Source organism: Streptomyces sp. NPDC007205 (genome assembly GCF_040634095.1).
Lineage (GTDB): Bacteria > Actinomycetota > Actinomycetes > Streptomycetales > Streptomycetaceae > Streptomyces.
On record NZ_JBEYEW010000001.1, the window covers coordinates 172,750 to 192,825 of the forward strand.

The following is a 20,076-nucleotide window of genomic DNA, read 5'->3' on the forward strand; positions in this document are numbered from 1 at the left end:
GCTCACATCAAGCGCCGACACGGCGCTCAGGTCAGGTGAAGGAGCCTTCCCGTGCGCCGGGTAGCCAAGCTTTCCGCTGCGTGTGCCGCCACCGCAGCTCTCGCACTGACTGCCACCGCGTGTGGCAGCACGTCCTCCGACAACACCAGCCCGTCCTCCTCCTCCGGCGGTGGCAAGGGCGTCAAGATCGGTCTCGCCTACGACGTCGGTGGCCGTGGTGACCGTTCCTTCAACGACTCCGCCGCGCGCGGTGCCGACAAGGCCGTCAAGGACTTCGGCGGTTCCATCAAGGAGCTGACCGCGAAGACCTCCGACACCGAGGCCGACCGCGAGCAGCGCCTGTCGGACCTGGCGGACGCGGGCTACAACCCGATCGTCGCCGTCGGTTACACCTACGCCCCCGCCGTTGAGAAGATCGCCGCGAAGTACCCGAAGACCAGCTTCGGCATCGTGGACTCGGTCGTTAAGGGCGCGAACGTCAACAGCATCACGTTCACCGAGGAGCAGGGCTCCTACCTGGCCGGTGTCGCCGCCGCGCTGAAGACCAAGAAGGACCACGTCGGCTTCATCGGCGGTGTCGACAACCCGCTGATCAAGAAGTTCGAGGCGGGTTACGTCCAGGGCGTGCACGACACCAAGCCGAAGGTGAACGTCGACGTCCAGTACCTGTCCCACGGTCAGGACACCTCCGGCTTCTCCAGCCCGGACAAGGGCCAGCAGGCCGCGCAGGGCATGCTGGACAAGGGCGCCGACGTCATCTACACGGCGGCCGGCTCCTCCGGCAACGGTGCGATCGAGGCCGTGCACGGCGTCAAGGGTGCCTGGGGCATCGGCGTGGACTCCGACCAGTACAACATCCCGGGTCTGGCCCAGTACAAGAGCTCGTTCCTGACCTCGATGGTCAAGAACGTCGACGTCGGTGTGTACGACTTCGTCCAGTCCGTCAAGGACGGCAAGCCGCTGACCGGCAACAACATCTACTCGCTCGCCAAGGGCGGTGTCTCGCTCGCCACGAGCGGCGGCTTCATCAAGGACATCCAGCCCAAGCTGGACGCCGCGAAGAAGAAGATCGTCGACGGTCAGATCAAGGTCAAGACCAGCCCGTCCCAGTCCTGACGGATCCCGTCGGTCCCGTCTGAAGGATCTGACCGGCCCGTCGGACCTCGGCTCGGCGAGGGAACGCCGTTCCAACGGCCCTCGCCGAGCCATAACAATGTGTCAACTCTACGCGTGTAGCGCGGAGTTGCCGCGCTAGCGTCGCCGACGCCTGCCACCTCCCCTACGCAGCCCCTTTCCCCGAGGAGAGTGCGCCATCAACGCGTCCAGCCCTCCCGCTGCCGTCGAACTGCGCGGCATCACCAAGCGTTTCCCCGGCGTCGTCGCCAACCGCGACATCGACATCACGGTCCGCACGGGCACCGTCCACGCCCTGTGCGGTGAGAACGGCGCCGGCAAGTCCACCCTGATGAAGATCCTCTACGGCATGCAGCAGCCGGACGAGGGCACCATCACGATCAACGGGGAACAGGTCGTCCTGCACAACCCCGGCGACGCCATCGCCCGCGGCATCGGCATGGTGCACCAGCACTTCATGCTCGCCGACAACCTCACCGTGCTGGAGAACGTCGTCCTCGGCGCGGAGAAGCTGTACGGCATCGGCGGCAAGGCCCGCGCGAAGATCAAGGAGATCTCCGACGCGTACCACCTGAACGTCCGCCCCGACGTCCTCGTCGAGGAACTCGGTGTCGCCGACCGCCAGCGCGTGGAGATCCTCAAGGTTCTCTACCGCGGCGCCAAGACCCTCATCCTCGACGAGCCGACGGCCGTGCTCGTACCGCAGGAGGTCGACGCCCTCTTCGACAACCTGCGCGAGCTGAAGGCCGAGGGCCTCACCGTCATCTTCATCTCCCACAAGCTGGGCGAGGTGCTCTCCGTCGCCGACGAGATCACCGTCATCCGGCGCGGTACGACCGTCGGCACGGCCGAGCCGGCCCATACCACCCCCAAGCAGCTCGCCGAGATGATGGTCGGCAGCGAACTGCCCACCCCGGAGACCGCGGAGTCCACCGTCACGGACGTCCCGATGCTGAAGGTCGAAGGCCTGCACCTCGCGCAGACCGACCTGGAGGGCATCGAACGGATCATCCTCGACCAGATCTCCTTCACCATCCACAAGGGCGAGGTCCTCGGCATCGCCGGAGTGGAGGGCAACGGCCAGTCGGAACTGGTCGAGGCGATCATGGGCATGCGCCACCCCGACACCGGCGTGATCACGCTCGGCGACACCGACATCTCCCACGCCCCCACCCGCGACCGCCGCGAGGCCGGCATCGGCTACATCCCCGAGGACCGCCACCGCCACGGCCTGCTCCTCGAAGCCCCGCTGTGGGAGAACCGCATCCTCGGCCACGTCACCGAGAAGCCCAACTCGCGCGGCGCGCTCCTCGACATCAAGGCGGCCCGCGCCGACACCGAGCGGATCGTGCAGGCGTACGACGTCCGCACGCCCGGTATCGACGTGACCGCGGCCTCGCTGTCCGGCGGCAACCAGCAGAAGCTGATCGTCGGCCGCGAGATGAGCCACAACCCCAAGCTGCTCATCGCCGCCCACCCCACCCGCGGTGTGGACGTCGGCGCGCAGGCGGCCATCTGGGACTACATCCGCCAGGCCCGCCACGAGGGCCTGGCCGTACTGCTGATCTCCGCCGACCTGGACGAGCTGATCGGCCTCTCCGACACCCTGCGGGTGATGTACCGCGGCCGCCTGGTCGCCGACGCCGACCCCGCCACCATCACCCCCGAAGAGCTGGGCTCCGCCATGACGGGTGCGGCCACCGGCCACCTGGAGCACACAGAGGACGACGAGCGATGAACAAGCTGACCTCACGGATCGACAAGGAGCGGCTGTTCCTCGGCATCGCCGCGCCGGTGCTGGCGGTCGTCGCCGCGCTCGTCGTCACCGCCCTGGTGATCCTCGCGACCGGCAAGAACCCCGGTCCCGCCTTCAACGACATGGTGACCTACGGCTTCGCCAGCGACAGCCAGGTCTACATCCTCAACAAGGCGACCACGTACTACCTCGCGGGCGTCTCGGTGGCCATCGGCTTCCGGATGAACCTGTTCAACATCGGCGTCGACGGCCAGTACCGGCTCGCCGCGTTCTTCGCCGCCGTCCTCGGCGGAGCGCTGACCCTGCCCGGCTGGCTCTCCATCCTGCTGATCCTGCTGTGCGCCATGGCGACCGGCGCGGTGTGGGCGGCCATCGCCGGCATCCTCAAGGTGACCCGCGGCGTCAGCGAGGTCATCTCGACGATCATGCTGAACTCGATCGCCACCGCGATCATCGCCTACCTGCTGCAGCCCGGCAAGCTGGCCCAGCTCCAGCAGGGCGGCACCGTCGTCGCCACCAAGCCGCTGCCCTCGGCCTCGCACTTCTTCAACATCGACACCGGCCCGGCCGGTGACCTGTGGGGCTTCATCTTCATCGCCGTGATCGTCGGCATCGCCTACTGGTTCGTGCTCGGCCGCACCCGGTTCGGCTACGACCTGCGCACCGTCGGCCAGTCCGAGAGCGCCGCCGCCGCGAGCGGTGTGTCGGTGAAGAAGATGGTCGCCACCAGCATGATCATCTCGGGTGCGGTGGCCGGCCTGATCGGCATGCCGACCCTGCTCAACGACAGCTACCAGTTCAGCAGCGACTTCCCGACCGGCATCGGCTTCACCGGCATCGCCATCGCGCTGCTCGGCCGCAACAACCCGGTCGGCATAGCGCTCGGCGCCCTGCTCTGGGGCTTCCTGGAGCGCACCACCAACCACCTGGAATTCCAGGGCTACGACAAGGAAATCCTCGGCGTCATCCAGGGCGTCATCGTGCTGTGCGTCGTCATCGCCTACGAGGTCGTACGCCGCTACGGCATCAAGCGCCAGCAGCAGAAGGTCGGCGCCGAACTCGCCGCCCAGGCCGCCGCCACGTCGAAGAAGCAGGAGGTGGCGTGATGACTGCCACGATGACCGACACGCCGCCGCCCGCGGCGCCCAAAGCGCCGGGCGCGCCCCAGCGCTCGGGCCGCTCCCTCGGCCAGATCCTCGTCATCGTCGCGGGTGCGCTGCTGCTCCTGGCCGCCGTCCGCGTGATCACCGGCTCGCAGGACCTCGACTCCGCCGGACAGGTCAGCGCCGCCCTCGGTCTCGCCGTGCCGATCGGTCTCGCCGGTCTCGCCGGCCTGTGGTCCGAGCGCGCCGGCGTGGTCAACATCGGCCTTGAGGGCATGATGATCCTCGGCACCTTCGGCGCGGGCTGGGTCGGCTGGCAGACCAGCCCCTGGTTCGGCCTGCTGATGGGCATCGGCTTCGGCGTCCTCGGCGGCCTGCTGCACGCCGTCGCCACCGTCACCTTCGGTGTCGACCACATCGTCTCCGGTGTCGCGATCAACCTGCTCGCGCTCGGCGCCACCCAGTACCTCGCCAAGCTGTTCTTCTCCGGCGGCGCGGCGGCCACCGCGGGCGGCAACCCCAAGCAGTCCCCGCCGGTGGCCTCGCTGCCCGACGTCACCGTGCCCGGCCTCTCCGACGGCCTGCACACGATCGAGAACCACCACTGGTTCCTGGTCTCCGACCTCGCCGGCATCCTCGGCGGCCTGATCACCCACCTGTCCGTGGTCACGGTCCTGGCCGCGCTGCTCTTCGTCGCCAGCTGGTGGATCCTGTGGCGCACCCCGTTCGGTCTGCGGCTGCGCTCCTGCGGCGAGAACCCGACCGCCGCGGAGTCGCTCGGCGTCAACGTCTACACCTACAAGTACGCGGCCGTCGCCATCTCCGGCGGCCTCGCCGGCCTCGGCGGCGCCTTCCTCGCGCTGGTCACCTCGCACACCTACCTGGAGGGCCAGACCGGAGGCCGCGGCTACATCGGCCTCGCGGCGATGATCTTCGGCAACTGGCGCCCGGGCGGCCTGGCGATGGGCGCCGGCCTGTTCGGCTACTCCGACGCGCTCCAGCTGCGCAACGGCGGTACGACCGTGCACGCACTGCTGCTCCTGCTGGTCGTCCTGCTCGTGGCCCTGGGCGGCTGGAAGCTGTACCGCAAGGCGATGCTGCAGGGCGTGATCAGCCTGGTCATGGCCGCGCTGGTGCTGGTCTGGTACCTGCTCACCGACGAGGTCCCGAGCGACTTCGTGGGCGCCACCCCGTACGTCGTCACCCTGCTGGTGCTGTCCCTGTCGGCGCAGCGCCTGCGGATGCCGAAGGCGGACGGCATGCGCTACCGGAAGGGCCAGGGCAAGTGACGCGGCAAGCGGACGGCTTCGACTGGGAGGCGCTGCGCGAGGTGGCGCGGGAGGCGATGACCCACGCGTACGCCCCCTACTCCGGCTTCCCGGTCGGCGTGGCGGCCCGGGTCGACGACGGCCGCACGGTCACCGGCTGCAACGTCGAGAACGCCTCCTACGGCATCGGGCTGTGCGCCGAGTGCGGCCTGGTCTCGGACCTGCAGCGCACCGGCGGCGGGCGCCTGACCCACTTCACCTGTGTGGACGGCGAGGGCGCCCTGCTGGTCCCGTGCGGCCGCTGCCGCCAGCTGCTGTACGAGTTCGGCGGCCCGGACCTCCTCCTGGACACCCCCGCGGGCGTCCTGACGCTGTCCGCGATGCTGCCCCAGGCCTTCGGCCCGGAGCATCTCACCAAGTAACGCCGTACGGCCCCCTGACCCGCATCCGCGCAGGGGGCCGTACACCTTCGCACCTCCCGGAAGGAAGCCATCAGCCATGGCCATGGACGCCATCTCCGTCATCCGCACCAAGCGGGACCGCGGTGAGCTGACCGACGAGCAGATCGACTGGGTCATCGACGCGTACACCCGCGGCGAGGTCGCCGACTACCAGATGGCCGCGCTCAACATGGCGATCCTGCTCAACGGGATGGACCGCCGCGAGATCGCCCGCTGGACGGCGGCCATGATCGCCTCCGGCGAGCGCATGGACTTCTCGGCCCTGTCCCGCCCGACGGCCGACAAGCACTCCACCGGCGGTGTCGGCGACAAGATCACCCTGCCGCTCGCCCCCCTGGTGGCGGCCTGCGGCGCGGCGGTCCCGCAGCTCTCCGGCCGGGGCCTCGGCCACACCGGCGGCACCCTGGACAAGCTGGAGTCGATCCCCGGCTGGCGCGCCCTGCTCTCCAACGAGGAGATGCTGCACGTCCTGGACACCACGGGCGCGGTGATCTGCGCGGCGGGCGACGGCCTGGCACCCGCGGACAAGAAGCTGTACGCCCTGCGTGACGTGACCGGCACGGTGGAGGCGATCCCGCTGATCGCGTCCTCCATCATGTCCAAGAAGATCGCCGAGGGCACGGGCTCCCTGGTGCTGGACGTGAAGGTCGGCACGGGCGCCTTCATGAAGACGATCGAGGACGCGCGGGAACTGGCGTCCACGATGGTCGGCCTCGGCACCGACCACGGCGTGAGGACGGTCGCCCTCCTGACGGACATGTCGACCCCGCTCGGCCTCACCGCCGGCAACGCCCTGGAGGTCCGCGAGTCGGTCGAGGTCCTGGCGGGCGGCGGCCCGGCGGACGTGGTCGAGCTGACCGTCGCCCTGGCCCGCGAGATGCTCGACGCGGCCGGAATCAAGGACGCCGACCCGGCGAAGGCCCTGGCCGACGGCTCGGCGATGGACGTCTGGCGCCGGATGATCGCGGCGCAGGGCGGCGACCCGGACGCTGCTCTGCCCACGTCGAAGGAACAGCACGTGATCAAGGCGCCGTCCTCCGGTGTCCTGACCCGCCTGGACGCGTACGACATCGGCGTCGCCGCCTGGCGCCTGGGCGCGGGGCGTGCGCGCAAGGAGGACCCGGTGCAGGCGGGCGCGGGCGTCGAGATGCACGCCAAGCCGGGCGACACGGTGACCGAGGGCCAGCCGCTGCTGACCCTGCACACCGACACCCCCGAGCGCTTCGAGTACGCGCTGCAGGCGGTGGAGGGCTCCTACGACATCGCGGCGGCGGGCACGGACTTCACGGCCACGCCGGTGGTGCTGGAACGCATCGCCTGACCAGGTAGTTTCTCGTTCGGGTGAAGGGGATCGGTGGACCCGCGCCGGTCCCCTTCGGCATGCTGGGATCGGTGACGCACCGATAGGAGACCGCCATGAGCGCACTCACCGTGAGCCAGGACCCCGACCAGAACTGGGACGACCTCGTCCGGTACTGGGAGGAGATGGAATGGCCCGAGGGCAGCAAGGTGGAGATCATCGAGGGGATCATCACCGTGTCACCTTCTCCCGCGTTCCGCCACAACGTGATCGCGGCCCGCATCCAGCGTCGCCTCTACTCCGTGATCCCCGAGGACTGGGAGATCTTCCAGACCCAGTCGATCGCCGTACCGTCCCGGCTGGGCATGCTCATCCCGGACCTGCTGGTGGTCCCGGTGCAGGAGCGCCCGGAGTCGGACTCCTACCTTCCCGCCGCCCTGGCCGAACTCGTCGTCGAGGTGACCTCCAGGTCCAACGCCCGCCACGACCGCGTCAGCAAGGCCGCCGCGTACGCCACCGCCGGGATCCCGCTCTACCTCCTCATCGACCGCTGGGCCCCCGGAGGCCCCACCGCGACCCTCTACGGCGAGCCGAAGGGCGATGTCTACCGGGTCCTCGGCGCAGTGAAGTTCGGCGATCCCATCAAGCTCCCGGCGCCCTTCGGCCTGACGATCGACACCGGCGAGTTCCCCGTCGACTGACCGGACGTCAGCCCAGCACCGCCGCCACCCCCACCAGCACCGGCACCGACACCACCGTCGACAGCAGGATCGACTCGCGGGCCAGGCCCTCGGCCACGCGGTAGCGGCTGGCGTAGGTGAAGAGGTTCTGCGCGGCCGGGAGGGCCGAGGTCACCACCACGTCCAGCAGGGGCGCGCCGTGCAGGCCGAAGACGGTCGTCGCCACGGCCCAGGCCGTGAGCGGCTGGCCCAGTGACTTCAACGCGACCGACAGCAGGACCAGTTGACGGTCCCGCCCCCGGCCCGGGGCCGAACTGCCGTGCAACGACATGCCGAAGGCCAACAACGCCGCCGGGACGGACATGTTGCCGATCAGCGTGAGGGGGTTCATCAGCGGGACGGGGACCGTACAGCCCACCGCCGACACCACGACCCCCGACAGCGAGCCCACCGCTATCGGATTCCGCAGCGGTGTCAGCAGGCGCCGCCACACCGTGCCCTTCTCGCCCGTCCCGGAGAGGTCGAGAACGGTCAGCGCGACCGGGGTCACCAGGACGACCTGGAAGAGCAGCACCGGTGCCACCAGGGACGCGTCGCCCAGGACGTACGCGGCGATCGGGATGCCGAGGTTGCCCGAGTTGACGTAACCGGAGCACAGGGCGCCGATCGTCGTACGGCCCACACCCCAGCGGCGTACGGCACCGACCGCCGCGAAGACCCCGGCAACCGCCGCTGTGCTCATCGCCGTCACCAGCAGGCGGGCCGAGAAGAGGACCGAGAGGTCGGCGCGCGCGAGGGTCGTGAACAGGAGCGCGGGGCCCGCCACCGTGAAGGCCAGCCGGGTCAGCACCTCACCGCCCTGTGCGCCGAGCGTCCCGCGCCGCCCGAGCACATAGCCCGCCGCGATGACGACCGCGATCACCGCGAACCCGCTCAGCACCCCCGTCACAGGGCCAACCCTCCGAGGACAAGAGGGGACTGGTCAATGTGATCCGTGCCGATGAGTTACGCCCGGCCCGCCGGTCTACCGCACGTGGAAGCCAAGGAACCCGCCGTGCTCGTGCTGCCCGGCCCCGTCAGCCCTGACCAGGTGACGGGGCTGTGTACCCAGGTGCAGGAGTTGCTGGCGGGCAGCCGGGCCCGCGTCGTCGTATGCGATGTGGGCGGGCTCGGGCCGCCGGGGCTCGCCGTCGTGGACCTGCTGGCGCGGCTGGAGCTGGCCGCCCACCGGGCCGGCGGGCGGATCCGGCTGCGGGACCCCGATCCCGCGCTACCCGCCCTGCTCGACCTCGTCGGTCTCCGCTTCCAGACGGAGGGGCAGGCCGAAGAGCGGGAACCAGCGCTCGGTGTCGAGGAAGCAGTGGAAACCGGTGATCCGGCCCTCTGACAGCTCCATCACCTGCACCGCCCACGGGCTGAACCCGCCGTTCTCCGGGTCCGGCTTGTAGTGCGCGAACCCGGGCAGGCCGTTCACCTGGACCGGCAGCAGACGGGACCCGGCGCAGGAGGCGCCGAGGGTGGTCATGAAGCCGGTGATGTCGGCCGGGCCGCGCAGCCACAGGTCGAACGGCGGCATCGTCATGACGGCGTCCTCGTGGAGCAACGCCGTCAGCGCCGTCATGTCGTACCCCTCGAAGGCCTTCACATAGCGCTCCAGGAGCTTCTGCTGCTCCTCGTCGAGCGGGTCGGACACCGCGCCCTCCGGGCCCGCGTCCGCGCGCTCGGCGAGCGTGGCCCGCGCCCGCTGCAGCGCGCTGTTGACCGAGGCGACCGTGGTGTCCAGCAGCTCGGCGACCTCGCTCGCCTTCCAGGCCAGCACCTCGCGCAGGATCAGCACCGCCCGCTGCTTGGGCGGCAGTTGCTGGAGGGCCGCCATGAAGGCCAGCCGGATCGACTCCTTCGCGACGGCGGCCTCCGCCGGGTCCCCGGCCGTCGGCAGCACCCGCGCGTCCGGCACCGGCTCCAGCCATGTGTGGTCCGGCCGGGGGGACAGGGCCGCCTGGGCGAGCGGGGTCGACTCGGTGAGGTCCATCGGCCGCGCCCGCTTGTTGCCCGCCGTCAGCATGTCCAGGCACACGTTCGTCGCGATCCGGTACAGCCACGAGCGGAGCGAGGAGCGGCCCTCGAACTTGTCATAGCTCCGCCAGGCCCGGACCAGGGTGTCCTGCACCGCGTCCTCGGCCTCGAAGGAGGAGCCGAGCATCCGGTAGCAGTACCCGGTCAGCTCGGTCCGGTGCTTCTCCAGTGCGACGTCGAGATCCGCCGTCGCTGTGCTGTCGCCCATCGTCCACCCACCCCTGTGGCCGTTCCCTGCGGCGCTTCTTCGCGCCATTCGGGAAGCTACCGCAGGGGACTGACAATCGCGTCCGGAGTGCGGAAACGTGCAGGTCGGGCGCTTCAGTGGGCGTTGGCCACCAGCTCGCGTCGCGCCGCCACCCGGGCCGCCCGGGTGCCCAGCACCGTGATGGTGACGACCCCGGCGACCGCCAGCAGACCGACCGCCACCGTGCCGCCCCAGCCCTCCGCGTGGAACGCCGTCGCGCCGACCGTGCTGCCGACGCTGGAGCCGACGTAGTACATCGACTGGTACAGGGCCGAGGCCTGTGCGCGGCCGTGGGCGGCCGTCTTGCTGACCGCCGAGGAGGCCACCGCGTGGCCCGCGAAGAAGCCCGCCGTGATCAGCACCAGACCCAGCAGAACGAGCGGCAGCGAGGGCGCCACCGAGAGCAGCAGGCCCGCCGCCGTGGTACCGCCCGACAGGTACAGCGCGCCCCGGCGGCCGAGCCGGCCCACCAGACGGCCCGCCGTGGACGCCGACACCGTGCCCACCAGGTAGACCAGGAAGATCGAGCCGACGATGCCCTGCGGCAGCCCGAACGGCTCCGCCGTCAGCCGGTAGCCGATCACCGTGTAGACACCGCCGAACACCGTCATGAACAGCGCGCCGATCGCGTACAGGCGCCGCAGCAGCGGGTTGGCGAGGTGGTCGCGGACCGTGCCGAGCAGCACGCGGGGCCGCAGCGAGCCCGCCCTGAAGTGCCTCGGGGCCGGCAGCAGCAGCCGGAACGCCACCGCGCACGCCACCGCGACCGCGCCGATCACACCGACCGAGACCCGCCAGCCCCACTCCTGGGCCACCCAGCCGGTGATCACCCGGCCGCTCATGCCGCCGACGCTGTTGCCCGCGACGAACAGGCCGATCGCCGTGACCAGCGCCTTCGGCCGGACCTCCTCGGCCAGATAGGCCGTCGCCGAGGCCGGCAGACCGGCCAGGGCGGCGCCCTGCACCGCCCGCAGCGCCACCAGCGCGCCGATCGACGGCGCGAACGGCACCAGCATGCCGACCGTGACCGCGACGGCGAGCGAGGCCGTCATCACCGTACGGCGCCCGAAGCGCTCCGACAGGGCGCTCATGGGCAGGACGAACAGTGCCAGTCCGCCGGTCGCGGCCGCCACGGTCCAGCTCGCCTCGCTCGCCGCGACCCCGAACTCGCCGGAGATCAGCGGCAGCAGGGCCTGCGTGGAGTAGAGGAGGGCGAAGGTCGCGACTCCGGCGAGGAAGAGGGCGAGACTCATCCGGCGGTAGCCGGGGCCGCCCGGGGTCATACGGGAGTCGGAATCGGTGGAGTCGACGGCGGGAACGAGCGGTGCGGCGCCCACGATGGTGGACGCCCCGGTACTGGCGGGAGACATGCCTCGACCGTACGAGGGCCTGTCTCATCCGTCCAATGCATGAATCCGCCATAATCGTTCCCATGGCGCATCAGCAGAGCTCACAGGCCCGGCTGTCACCATCCGGTGACACAGAAGACATGTCTGAGATGTCGCGGGTGCTCGCGCCGCGCCTCGCGTACTTCGCCGGCGTGGCCCGCACCGAGCACGTCACCCGGGCCGCCCATGAAATGAACGTCCCGCAGTCCACCCTCTCGCGCGCGATGGCCCGCCTGGAGCAGGACCTGGGCGTCGACCTGTTCGCCCGCCACGGCCGCACGGTCTCCCTGACCCCGGCCGGCCGCACCTTCCTCACCTCCGTCGAACGCGCCCTCGCCGAGATCGAGCGAGCCGCCGAGGAGGTGCGCGCCGACGCCGACCCCGCCACCGGCAAGGTCGCCTTCGGCTTCCTGCACACCATGGGCGCCGAGACCGTACCCGGCCTCCTGCACGCCTTCCGCGCCGACCACCCGCGCGTCCGCTTCAGTCTGGTCCAGAACTACGGCGAGGCCATGCTGGAACGCCTGCGCGCCGGTGAGCTGGACCTCTGCCTCACCTCACCCGTCCCCGACGCCCCTGACCTGGTGGCCCGCCGCCTGGACGAGCAGAAACTCCGCCTGGTCGTACCCGCCGACCACCGCCTGGCCGCCCGCCGCCGCATCCGCCTCGCCGAGGCCGCCGAGGAAACCTTCGTCACCCTGGAGCCCGGCTATGGCCTGCGCCGCATCTTCGACACGCTGTGCCGCGAGGCCGGCTTCCGCCCGAAGGTCGCCTTCGAGGGCGAGGAGGCGGAGACCCTGAGGGGTCTGGTGGCGGCTGGGCTCGGGGTCGCCCTGCTGCCCCCGCCGACCGTTCCGCGTCCGGGAGTGGTGGAACTGACGGTCACGGCTCCGAGGGCGGTACGGGAGATCGGTGTCGCGTGGCCGGCGGACCGCCCGGACACCCCACCGGTGGCCGCCTTCAAGAAGTTCCTGCTCTCCAGAAGGGGCAACCTGCTGCCGACCTGAGGGCTAGCGCCTCAAGGACCGCCCGAACCCCACAGCCAACGGCATCCGAAGACCGATGGGCGGCGGAGCCGCAAGCGCATCCTCGACAGGCCGGGACACCGGGTGCCCGAACAACGCCCCCATCATGAAATCAACGGCCAGACAGGCAACCTCGTCCCGATGCCCGTGCAACCCGTGCCCGTCGGAATGCACTTCGAACCGGCACACCTCCCGGTTCGCCTTCTTCGCCCGCGCGGCGAACCGGAACGACAGCTCGGGATCGGTCCGTTCGTCGTTCGTGCCGTGCACGATCAGCACCCGCCGCCCCACCAGCTGCTTCACCGGCTCGGCGGGTGCGGCCACATCCTCCTCCGGCAGCCAGGGAGCCAGCGCCACCACGGAGTTGACGGCCTCGTGTCCGCCCGCCCGCAACGCCGCCCGGCCACCCATGTCCACCCCGATCAGGCACACGGGAACGTCCCCGTACCGCCGTACGACCTCGTCGGCGCCCCACTCGGCGTCCCCCGCCAGGTGCGCTTCGCTCCCGTTCCAGCCCCGGCAGCGGTACCGCACGGTGTGCACGGCCAGCCCCTCGGCCCGGCCCGCCCGCGCGATACGCCGGCCCAGCGAGCGCAGCGCGATCGTCGCCCGCACGGGGGACGGCCGGCGGGCGGAGACCTCCTCGCCGCCGGGGAGCAGCAGCACCGCTCCGCTCACCCCCGTCGGCACGGGGCCGATCGCCTTTCCCAGCCCGGCCGTTCGGACCGGTGTCGCTTGCTGTCCCATGACAGAACAGTGTCAGAAGGGGCGGTGTACGAAACCCGTACGTGCGGTCACCGTTGCGTATCGACGGGAAAGCGCCGGAAAAGTGCTGTGAAAGAGCCGTCGCGTTCACCGGGACCTCTACGCGCGTAGGCGTTAGAGTGCGGAAATGACGAGCCAGACTGCATCAAGTGGGGCCGTTCCGACGCCGGACCAGATCCGCCGGGCACCCAAGGTTCTGCTGCACGATCATCTCGACGGCGGGCTCCGTCCCGGAACCGTCGTCGAACTCGCCCACGAGACCGGTTACTCCGCCCTTCCCGAGACCGATCCGGACAAGCTGGGCATCTGGTTCCGGGAGGCCGCCGACTCCGGCTCGCTGGAACGGTATCTGGAGACCTTCAAGCACACCGTGGGCGTGATGCAGACCCGGGAGGCGCTCGTCCGGGTCGCCCGCGAGTGTGCCGAGGACCTCGCCGAGGACGGGGTCGTCTACGCCGAGGTGCGGTACGCCCCCGAGCAGCACCTGGACGGCGGGCTGACCCTGGAGGAAGTGGTCGAGGCCGTCAACGAGGGGTTCCGGCAGGGCGAGCGGATCGCCCGCGGGAGCGGCCGGCGCATCCGGGTCGGCGCCCTGCTGACCGCGATGCGGCACGCGGCCCGCTCCCTGGAGATCGCCGAACTCGCCAACCGCTACCGGGACCTGGGCGTGGTCGGCTTCGACATCGCCGGTGCCGAGGCCGGCTATCCGCCCACCCGGCACCTCGACGCGTTCGAGTACCTCAAGCGCGAGAACAACCACTTCACCATCCACGCCGGCGAAGCCTTCGGGCTGCCCTCCATCTGGCAGGCGCTGCAGTGGTGCGGCGCCGACCGGCTCGGGCACGGTGTACGGATCATCGACGACATCGAGGTCGGCGAGGACGGCTCGGTACGGCTCGGCCGGCTGGCGTCGTACGTCCGCGACAAGCGGATCCCGCTGGAGCTGTGCCCCAGCTCCAATCTGCAGACCGGGGCCGCACCTTCCTACGCCGAGCACCCGATCGGGCTGCTGCGCCGGCTGCACTTCCGGGCCACGGTGAACACCGACAACCGGCTGATGTCGCACACGAGTATGAGCCAGGAATTCGAGCGTCTCGTCGAGGTGTTCGGTTACACGCTCGACGATCTGCAGTGGTTCTCGGTCAATGCAATGAAATCGGCGTTCATTCCTTTCGATGAACGGCTTGCGATGATCAATGACGTCGTCAAGCCGGGATATGCGGAACTGAAATCCGAATGGCTGTTTCAGCAGACGGCTTCCACCAGGGGTTCTGTCGGTTCGGCGGGATAAGGGCGACTCGCTGGGGACGCGGCTTGTGAACGGGGGTTCACAAGCCGTCCGCATTTCGGTGTTTGCGGCGGGCGATCAGGCGTGTTTACGGTCGTGGACCGTTCATCGTTTTTGTTCCGTCCCCTCATGGCAAGGACGCATTTCCCATGAAGCACTCTGCTGTCAGGACCCTCGGTGTCGCCGCTCTCGGTGCCGCCTTCGCCGCTGTCGGCGCGGGCGCGGCCCACGCGGCCCCGGCGGTGCCGGACACCGCCCCGGCGCTGGACAGCGTCACCAGGACGCTGCCGGCCGAGAACGTCGGCACGGCGCAGCCGGGTGCCGCCGACGCCCTCCCCCGCGCACAGGACGCCCTGGGCGCCGGTGTGGCCGCCGCGCAGCCGGCCGTCGAGAGCGCGCTGAGGCAGGGGGCGACCGCGCCGGTGCACAGCCGCCTCGGCGGACTGCCGGTGCAGAACCTGCCCACGCGCAGCCTGCCCACGCACGACCTGCCGGTCGACGGGGTCTCGCTCGGCTGACGCCGACCGCCGTATGTCGCCGCCGGGGCGCCCCGGTCAGGGCCGGGAGCGCCCCGACGGCGTTTCGCGTACGGCGGTCACCAGGCGGTACGCGTCTTGTCCTCCGCCGGGAGCAGGATCCACAGCGCTATGTAGAGCAGGAACTGCGGGCCGGGCAGCAGACAGGACAGCAGGAAGATCACACGCATCGTCGTCGCGGAGGTGCCGAAGCGCCGTGCCAGCGCTGCGCACACTCCGCCGAGCATGCGGCCGTGGGTGGGACGGACAAGGGCGCTCATGTCGACTCCTCCTGGTCGTCGGTTCGCTGTCGTCAGGTGTCTTCAGCTGACTTCGACGATACGGAGACGAAACGGGCGAAGCGTCACTCTAGGGAGCTATGCCGACCCTGGGAATCGTCGGGGTACGCCCCTGAGACAGCTCCTCCTGCACGGTGACGGACTCGGTCCCGGGGTGCTCGTGCGACTCCCGCCTGCGCAGCCGGGCGCGGCCCGCGGGCACGACGAGCAGGTGGACCAGGATCACACCGGTGGTGTTGAGCAGCAGCGAGTCGACGTCCACCACCCTGCCGGGTACGCCGGTCTGGAGCAGGGCGATGCCGAGGGAGATCAGGGCGGCCGCGGCGGCCGTACGGATCAGGGAGGCGAGCGGGGAGACGGCGAGCCTGCCGTCGGCCATCGGCAACAGCACGCCGAGCGGGGCGAGCAGCGCCAGCCCCTCGCCGAGGGGTCTCGCGGCCCGCGGCCAGCCCAGGGCCAGGTCGGCCCGGATGCCGGCGAGTGGGTGCAGGTTGGGGGGTGTCACCCAGGGCACGTCCAGGGGTCGCAGCATCAGCCAGGCGACGAGGGTGAGATGGGCGACGAGGAGGACACCCCCTGTCACCCGGATGCGAATCGCGGCGCTGCCGCCGATGGAGCCTTGACGCTGCACGCCCCCCTAGACGCAGCGCCGGGTACGAACGGTTCCGCCCCGCAACCATCCGCTGCGCCCGGCTGCGGCCGACGGGGGCGGTTCGCTTGCCGGCCACGACGGACCCGCACCCGGCGACGGCCCGCAGCCCGACGGCGGGAGCCCGCTATTTGTGCCCGACCGCTCCGGACGGTGGCTGGACGCTTCCGGGGCGGTCGCGGACCTCGTCCGTGCATTCGTAGCGGCGCAGCGTGCCGTTGGCCGGGCCGCCCAGGATGACCGAGCCGTCGCCCTCCGTCGCCGCCGAGTCGGACAGGGTGCACACCAGCTGGGCCAGGGCGTAGGAGGTGAGACGTGACGGCGCCGTGCTCAGGCGGAGGGTGTCCTCGGGGTCCCTCGGGCCGGGCCCGCTCACGCTGAGGCCGCCCGGCACGTACGTCGTATAGCCCGCGGAGCGCTCCGCGGCGGAGGGCGCGGCGGCGAGCAGGTCCAGCAGCCCCTGCGCCACGATCACCCGGCGCCGCGCGTCCGGAGTGCCCTCGGGGACACCTACCGTCCGGTCGACGGTCACCAGGGACGCCCCGCACAGCAGGAAGACCTGTACGGGCACCCCCTGTGAGGACTGCGCGGCCGGGTTCGGCCCGGCCAGCGAGCACGGCACCCGGGAGGGCGCCGCGCCGAAGTCGGTCGGCACCTGGGTGGCCCTGATGCCGCAGCCGGTCAGCATCAGGCCCAGGAGGGGCAGCGCCAGCAGGCGTGGTCCGACGGCCCGGCGTCGACTCACGGTCCGGCGTCCTCTGACGGTCCGGCGTTCTCTCACGGTCCGCGCGGTCATGACCCCTCCTTTCCTGAACTGTCGTCCGTTTCCTGCTTGTCGTTCTGTGTGCCCTCGTCCGGCTCCTCCGTCAGCCGGGAGGCGTCCCGTGGCAGCGTGAGGGTGAACACCGCGCCGCCCTCGGGTGAGTTGGCGGCGGTGATCTCGCCGCCGTGGATGTGGGCGTTCTCCATGGCGATGGACAGGCCCAGACCGCTGCCCTCGGAGCGGGGCCGGGAGGCGCTCGCCTTGTAGAAGCGGTCGAAGACGTGCGGCAGGACCTCCTCGGGGATGCCGGGGCCGTGGTCGCGGACCTGGACCACCATCGAGTCGTCCGACACCCGCACCGACACCCGCACCGGCGAACCGCCGTGCTTGAGCGCGTTGCCGATCAGGTTGGCGAGGATGACGTCCAGCCGGCGCGGATCGAGGCGGGCGTGGATGCCGCGTTCGGCGTCCAGCTCGACCGCGTCCAGCCAGGCCCGGGCGTCGATGCAGGCGGTGATCTGGTCGACGACGTCGACGTCGTCCAGCACCAGCCGGGCGGTGCCCGCGTCGAAGCGGGTGACCTCCATCAGGTTCTCGACCAGGTCGTTCAGCCGTCGGGTCTCACTGACCACCAGCCGTACCGCCGGCTCGATCATCGGGTCGATGCTCCCCGACTCGAACTCCAGCTCCTCCTCCAGCACCTCCGTCACGGCGGTGATGGCGGTCAGCGGCGTCCGCAGCTCATGACTCATGTCGGCGACGAAGCGCCGCGAGGCCTCGTCCCGCGCGGCCATCTCCGCGACCCGCTGCTCCAGGGCCTCGGCCGCGTTGTTGAACGTCCGGGACAGATCCGCGAGTTCGTCCGTGCCGGACACCCGCAGCCGTGTGTCCAGCCTGCCCTCGCCGAGCCGCCGGGCGGCCACGCCGAGCCGGTGCACCGGCTTCAGCACGGTCGTGGCGGCGGCCTGCGCGAGCAGCGCCGCACCGATCAGTGCGAGCCCGGTGGCGATGCCCAGCGACCAGGCCAGCGAGTCGAGGTCCTTGGCCTCCGGCTCCAGGGACTTCGCCATGTAGCCGGTCGGACCGCCGCCTATGACGCGCGTGCCGGCCACCAGAGTGGGCGTGCCGTGGTCCACGACCCGCTGCCAGTACAGGTGGTACGGCTCCCTGTTGGCGTCGGTCACCTTCTGCCGCTTGGCCACCGCCGTGCGCAGCGACTTCGGCACGTCCTCCAGCGCGAAGCCGTTGATTCCGCCCGAGTTGCCGTACACCGTCTTGCCGTTGGTGTCCTGGGCCACCAGCAGCACGCTGAAGTGCTGGCTGCTCGCCGCCATCTGGCCCGCCGCGCGCTGGAGCTGGTCCTGCGTGGGGTGCTCCGGCAGCGCCCCCGTGCGGTTCTGCATCTCCTGCCGGAAGTCGCGCAGCACCGCGTCCTGGGCGCGGGTGAGTACCGCCTCCCGGTTCAGCCAGTAGGCGATGCCGGAGGCGGACACCGCCGCGGTGAGCGCGACCAGTGCGAAGACCACGACCAGACGCAGCCTGAGGCTGGTGAACCTGAGCCGCGACAGACTTCCCTTGCGCCGCGCGGACCAGCCGCGCAGCCCCCCTCGCGTATCGGTCACTGAGGGACGTCCAGGCGGTAGCCGACACCACGGACGGTACGGATCAGCGTCGGGGACGACGGCACGTCCTCGACCTTCGCGCGCAGCCGCTGCACACAGGCGTCCACGAGCCGCGAGTCACCGAGATAGTCGTGCTCCCACACCAGCCGCAGCAGCTGCTGCCGGGACAGCGCCTGACCGGGCCGCCGGCTCAGCTCCAGCAGCAGCCTGAGCTCGGTCGGGGTCAGCTGCAGATCCTCGCCGTTCTTCGTCACGGTCATCGCGGAGCGGTCGATGACCAGGCTGCCGAAGGCCGCCGAATCGCTGGACTCGCGCTCCCCGCGCCGCAGCACGGCCCGGATCCGGGCGTCCAGCACCCGGCCCTGGACCGGCTTGACGACATAGTCGTCGGCACCGGACTCCAGCCCGACCACGACGTCGATGTCGTCGCTGCGCGCGGTCAGCAGGATGATCGGCAGCTGGTCGGTGCGCCGGATGCGCCGGCACACCTCGAAGCCGTCGATGCCGGGCAGCATCACGTCCAGCACGATCAGGTCGGGCCGCTGCTCGCGCAGCAGCTTCAGACCGTCCTCACCGCTGGCAGCGGTGGCCACCCGGTGTCCCTGGCGCGTCAGAGAGAGCTCCAGGGCCGTACGGATGGCGTCGTCGTCCTCGATCAGCAACAGGGAAGGCACGGGCTCATTCTGGCCTATGGACGGGGTGTCGTACGACCTGCGCGCACCAGGCCCTTCCTGGCGCCACGCACTGTGCACATCCTGTGACGGAGCCGGGCCGGGCCCCTGTGACAGGTCTGTGACAGTCGACGGACACGGCGATGAAGTCGCCCCGGCAGTCTTTTGGGCACGGGCCGACGGGGGAGCCGAACCGGCCCGGGCGAGACAGAATCACCGGAAGTCCACGACGGGGAGCGCGAGATGAACACGCTGCACAGCATCAGCACCAGCGCAGTGGTCACGCGTCTGCACGACGTGAACGTGCACCGGGGTTCCGAGAAGTCCGGTGCAGTGAGCGGACGGGGGTGCGCTCGCGGCACCGGGCGTCAGCACACCGCGTACATGACGGTGGTTGACGCGCACACGGGGGAAACGCACGGGGGAACCGCGTACAGGGAGGACTCGGGGGAGCAGCGCCGTTCGCTGACGGAGGCGGAGTTCACCGCCTACGTCCAGGAACGCCGCGCCTCCCTGTACGCCACCGCCTACCACCTGACCGGCGACCGCTTCGAGGCCGAGGACCTGCTGCAGAGCGCGCTGTTCTCGACGTACAAGGCGTGGGACCGGATCAGTGACAAGGCGGCGGTCGGCGGTTATCTCCGCCGCACCATGACCAACCTGCACATCAGCGCCTGGCGGCGCCGCAAGCTCAACGAGTACCCGACCGAGGAACTGCCGGAGACGCCCTCCGACACGGACGCGATGCGCGGCACCGAGCTGCGCGCGGTCCTGTGGCAGGCGCTGGCCCGGCTGCCCGAGCTCCAGCGCACCATGCTGGTCCTGCGCTACTACGAGGGCCGCACGGACCCGGAGATCGCGGAGATCCTCGACATCAGTGTGGGCACGGTGAAGTCCAGCATCTGGCGGTCGCTCCGCCGGCTGCGCGAGGACGAGGTCCTCAGCTTCGGCCGTGACCAGGAGGACGCCTTCGGCGAACTCGTCGCCTGAAGGTCAGGGGTCACTGGGGGGTGACCTGAGGGGGGAATGCGGGGGAACACGGGGGAGACAGGGGGGACTCGGGGGA

General features: G+C 70.6%; 21 protein-coding genes. 12 read left to right on the forward strand and 9 right to left on the reverse strand.

Translation table 11 applies throughout. The features are described from left to right. The first annotated feature begins 51 nt into the window (after positions 1–51). The 7 genes from ABZ624_RS00775 to ABZ624_RS00805 all read left to right on the forward strand — a co-directional run bounded on the left by ABZ624_RS00775 (position 52) and on the right by ABZ624_RS00805 (position 7,723). Positions 52–1,116, forward strand: coding sequence for a BMP family ABC transporter substrate-binding protein (locus tag ABZ624_RS00775; RefSeq protein ID WP_360081411.1), 1,065 nt, complete (start codon positions 52–54; stop codon positions 1,114–1,116). A 229-nt stretch (positions 1,117–1,345) separates the two neighbouring features. Further along, positions 1,346–2,872 carry an ABC transporter ATP-binding protein gene (locus ABZ624_RS00780; RefSeq protein WP_360082117.1) on the forward strand — a complete coding sequence of 509 codons (1,527 nt, stop codon included), beginning with the start codon at positions 1,346–1,348 and terminating at the stop codon, positions 2,870–2,872. After that, positions 2,869–3,996 carry an ABC transporter permease gene (locus ABZ624_RS00785; RefSeq protein WP_360081412.1) on the forward strand — a complete coding sequence of 376 codons (1,128 nt, stop codon included), beginning with the start codon at positions 2,869–2,871 and terminating at the stop codon, positions 3,994–3,996. The genes ABZ624_RS00780 and ABZ624_RS00785 overlap by 4 nt, the downstream gene beginning before the upstream one ends. After that, positions 3,996–5,282, forward strand: a complete 1,287-nt coding sequence (locus ABZ624_RS00790; RefSeq protein ID WP_360081413.1) for an ABC transporter permease — start codon at positions 3,996–3,998, stop codon at positions 5,280–5,282. Before ABZ624_RS00785 ends, ABZ624_RS00790 begins: the two co-directional genes overlap by 1 nt. Continuing rightward, positions 5,279–5,683 carry a cytidine deaminase gene (locus ABZ624_RS00795; RefSeq protein WP_360081414.1) on the forward strand — a complete coding sequence of 135 codons (405 nt, stop codon included), beginning with the start codon at positions 5,279–5,281 and terminating at the stop codon, positions 5,681–5,683. Before ABZ624_RS00790 ends, ABZ624_RS00795 begins: the two co-directional genes overlap by 4 nt. An 82-nt stretch (positions 5,684–5,765) precedes the next feature. Next, entirely contained in the window at positions 5,766–7,043 is a 1,278-nt protein-coding gene (locus ABZ624_RS00800; RefSeq protein WP_360082119.1) for a thymidine phosphorylase, read from the forward strand. Positions 7,044–7,138: 95 nt separating this feature from the next. Next, positions 7,139–7,723: a Uma2 family endonuclease gene (locus ABZ624_RS00805; RefSeq protein WP_360081415.1), complete on the forward strand. Its 585-nt coding sequence runs from the start codon at positions 7,139–7,141 to the stop codon at positions 7,721–7,723. A 7-nt stretch (positions 7,724–7,730) separates the two neighbouring features. Here ABZ624_RS00805 and ABZ624_RS00810 read toward each other — a convergent pair whose 3' ends face one another. Next, a complete protein-coding gene (locus ABZ624_RS00810) occupies positions 7,731–8,651 on the reverse strand; it encodes an AEC family transporter (RefSeq protein WP_360081416.1) in 921 nt (306 codons plus the stop codon). 51 nt (positions 8,652–8,702) lie between these two features. Between ABZ624_RS00810 and ABZ624_RS00815 the strand changes: the two genes are divergently transcribed. Next, entirely contained in the window at positions 8,703–9,089 is a 387-nt protein-coding gene (locus ABZ624_RS00815; protein ID WP_360081417.1) for an STAS domain-containing protein, read from the forward strand. On the opposite strand, the gene ABZ624_RS00820 is transcribed toward ABZ624_RS00815, so the two are convergent. Together ABZ624_RS00820 and ABZ624_RS00825 are read right to left on the reverse strand one after the other, a co-directional pair. Further along, the gene (locus tag ABZ624_RS00820; RefSeq protein WP_360081418.1) at positions 8,973–9,986 is read right to left on the reverse strand and encodes a sigma-70 family RNA polymerase sigma factor; all 1,014 of its coding nucleotides are present in this window, start codon (positions 9,984–9,986) and stop codon (positions 8,973–8,975) included. The two genes, ABZ624_RS00815 and ABZ624_RS00820, sit on opposite strands and share 117 nt — an antisense overlap. A 113-nt stretch (positions 9,987–10,099) precedes the next feature. Beyond that, complete coding sequence (locus ABZ624_RS00825) at positions 10,100–11,395, reverse strand: MFS transporter (protein WP_360081419.1); 1,296 nt, start codon at positions 11,393–11,395, stop codon at positions 10,100–10,102. Between the two features lie 62 nt (positions 11,396–11,457). Here ABZ624_RS00825 and ABZ624_RS00830 point away from each other — a divergent pair, with 62 nt between their 5' ends. Then, positions 11,458–12,420, forward strand: coding sequence for a LysR family transcriptional regulator (locus tag ABZ624_RS00830; RefSeq protein WP_360081420.1), 963 nt, complete (start codon positions 11,458–11,460; stop codon positions 12,418–12,420). A gap of 3 nt (positions 12,421–12,423) precedes the next feature. On the opposite strand, the gene ABZ624_RS00835 is transcribed toward ABZ624_RS00830, so the two are convergent. Beyond that, complete coding sequence (locus ABZ624_RS00835; RefSeq protein WP_360081421.1) at positions 12,424–13,185, reverse strand: prolyl oligopeptidase family serine peptidase; 762 nt, start codon at positions 13,183–13,185, stop codon at positions 12,424–12,426. Positions 13,186–13,330: 145 nt separating this feature from the next. Here ABZ624_RS00835 and ABZ624_RS00840 point away from each other — a divergent pair, with 145 nt between their 5' ends. Together ABZ624_RS00840 and ABZ624_RS00845 are read left to right on the forward strand one after the other, a co-directional pair. Next, complete coding sequence (locus ABZ624_RS00840; protein WP_360081422.1) at positions 13,331–14,494, forward strand: adenosine deaminase; 1,164 nt, start codon at positions 13,331–13,333, stop codon at positions 14,492–14,494. Positions 14,495–14,640: 146 nt separating this feature from the next. Beyond that, a complete protein-coding gene (locus ABZ624_RS00845) occupies positions 14,641–15,009 on the forward strand; it encodes an ATP-binding protein (protein WP_360081423.1) in 369 nt (122 codons plus the stop codon). A 77-nt stretch (positions 15,010–15,086) separates the two neighbouring features. Here the strand turns inward: ABZ624_RS00845 and ABZ624_RS00850 are convergent, their stop codons facing one another. The 5 genes from ABZ624_RS00850 to afsQ1 form a co-directional block, all read right to left on the reverse strand. Next, the gene (locus ABZ624_RS00850) at positions 15,087–15,287 is read right to left on the reverse strand and encodes a PspC domain-containing protein (RefSeq protein WP_360081424.1); all 201 of its coding nucleotides are present in this window, start codon (positions 15,285–15,287) and stop codon (positions 15,087–15,089) included. Between the two features lie 88 nt (positions 15,288–15,375). After that, positions 15,376–15,936 (reverse strand): VanZ family protein, encoded by a 561-nt coding sequence (locus tag ABZ624_RS00855; RefSeq protein WP_360081425.1) that lies wholly within the window; start codon positions 15,934–15,936, stop codon positions 15,376–15,378. Positions 15,937–16,081: 145 nt separating this feature from the next. Beyond that, a complete protein-coding gene (locus tag ABZ624_RS00860) occupies positions 16,082–16,642 on the reverse strand; it encodes a hypothetical protein (protein ID WP_360082121.1) in 561 nt (186 codons plus the stop codon). Positions 16,643–16,746: 104 nt separating this feature from the next. Beyond that, positions 16,747–18,339, reverse strand: coding sequence for a HAMP domain-containing sensor histidine kinase (locus tag ABZ624_RS00865; protein ID WP_360081426.1), 1,593 nt, complete (start codon positions 18,337–18,339; stop codon positions 16,747–16,749). Next, on the reverse strand, positions 18,336–19,013 hold the full coding sequence (gene afsQ1, locus ABZ624_RS00870; RefSeq protein WP_360081427.1) for a two-component system response regulator AfsQ1: 678 nt from the start codon (positions 19,011–19,013) through the stop codon (positions 18,336–18,338). Before afsQ1 ends, ABZ624_RS00865 begins: the two co-directional genes overlap by 4 nt. Before the next feature lie 240 nt (positions 19,014–19,253). Between afsQ1 and ABZ624_RS00875 the strand changes: the two genes are divergently transcribed. Next, positions 19,254–20,000 (forward strand): SigE family RNA polymerase sigma factor, encoded by a 747-nt coding sequence (locus ABZ624_RS00875; protein ID WP_360081428.1) that lies wholly within the window; start codon positions 19,254–19,256, stop codon positions 19,998–20,000. Positions 20,001–20,076 lie beyond the last annotated feature (76 nt).

What these genes read in the sequence shown, in the direction of transcription:
- ABZ624_RS00850 (WP_360081424.1), bottom strand. Translation starts at nt 15,287, where the DNA reads ATGAGCGCCCTTGTCCGTCCCACCCACGGCCGCATGCTCGGCGGAGTG.
- ABZ624_RS00800 (WP_360082119.1), top strand. Translation starts at nt 5,766, where the DNA reads ATGGACGCCATCTCCGTCATCCGCACCAAGCGGGACCGCGGTGAGCTG.
- ABZ624_RS00835 (WP_360081421.1), bottom strand. Translation starts at nt 13,185, where the DNA reads ATGGGACAGCAAGCGACACCGGTCCGAACGGCCGGGCTGGGAAAGGCG.
- ABZ624_RS00805 (WP_360081415.1), top strand. Translation starts at nt 7,139, where the DNA reads ATGAGCGCACTCACCGTGAGCCAGGACCCCGACCAGAACTGGGACGAC.
- ABZ624_RS00830 (WP_360081420.1), top strand. Translation starts at nt 11,458, where the DNA reads ATGGCGCATCAGCAGAGCTCACAGGCCCGGCTGTCACCATCCGGTGAC.
- ABZ624_RS00875 (WP_360081428.1), top strand. Translation starts at nt 19,254, where the DNA reads ATGAACACGCTGCACAGCATCAGCACCAGCGCAGTGGTCACGCGTCTG.
- ABZ624_RS00860 (WP_360082121.1), bottom strand. Translation starts at nt 16,642, where the DNA reads ATGCTGACCGGCTGCGGCATCAGGGCCACCCAGGTGCCGACCGACTTC.
- ABZ624_RS00825 (WP_360081419.1), bottom strand. Translation starts at nt 11,395, where the DNA reads ATGTCTCCCGCCAGTACCGGGGCGTCCACCATCGTGGGCGCCGCACCG.
- ABZ624_RS00790 (WP_360081413.1), top strand. Translation starts at nt 3,996, where the DNA reads ATGACTGCCACGATGACCGACACGCCGCCGCCCGCGGCGCCCAAAGCG.
- ABZ624_RS00845 (WP_360081423.1), top strand. Translation starts at nt 14,641, where the DNA reads ATGAAGCACTCTGCTGTCAGGACCCTCGGTGTCGCCGCTCTCGGTGCC.
- ABZ624_RS00785 (WP_360081412.1), top strand. Translation starts at nt 2,869, where the DNA reads ATGAACAAGCTGACCTCACGGATCGACAAGGAGCGGCTGTTCCTCGGC.
- ABZ624_RS00815 (WP_360081417.1), top strand. Translation starts at nt 8,703, where the DNA reads ATGAGTTACGCCCGGCCCGCCGGTCTACCGCACGTGGAAGCCAAGGAA.
- ABZ624_RS00840 (WP_360081422.1), top strand. Translation starts at nt 13,331, where the DNA reads ATGACGAGCCAGACTGCATCAAGTGGGGCCGTTCCGACGCCGGACCAG.
- ABZ624_RS00820 (WP_360081418.1), bottom strand. Translation starts at nt 9,986, where the DNA reads ATGGGCGACAGCACAGCGACGGCGGATCTCGACGTCGCACTGGAGAAG.